We start from the raw sequence: 312 nt of genomic DNA, 5'->3' as shown, positions 1-312 counted from the left end.
ACACCCATCTCTAGATATGCTTTCGTGAATCTCTTTACTACTTCTTCCTGATTGTTAAAGAACGACAGCCGATATCGCGGTTGCTATAACCACGTATCACTCTGACTGGCTCAATCGCCAATGCAAAGTACTCTGCGCATTACCTGCTCGCAGAACACTATGCACTGAAGATTGTCCATTCAGAATCACAGCCGATAAGCGTGAGCGCTCAACGTTCGACACGTTCAGCTCTAGAAAGGAGGTGATCCAGCCGCACCTTCCGATACGGCTACCTTGTTACGACTTCACCCCAGTCATGAATCCCACCGTGGT

The 312-nt window shown here is 48.7% G+C and carries 1 rRNA gene; it reads right to left on the bottom strand.

Annotation, left to right across the window (positions count from 1 at the left end):
- Positions 1-234 precede the first annotated feature (234 nt).
- Positions 235-312 (bottom strand): 16S ribosomal RNA (locus HWY05_RS38105); the annotation flags it as partial.

It is taken from the genome of Paraburkholderia sp. BCC1876 (assembly GCF_902833695.1).
Taxonomy (GTDB): Bacteria; Pseudomonadota; Gammaproteobacteria; order Burkholderiales; family Burkholderiaceae; genus Paraburkholderia.
The sequence above is the reverse complement of the archived record's forward strand: the minus strand, read 5'-3'. Positions and strand labels throughout refer to the sequence as shown.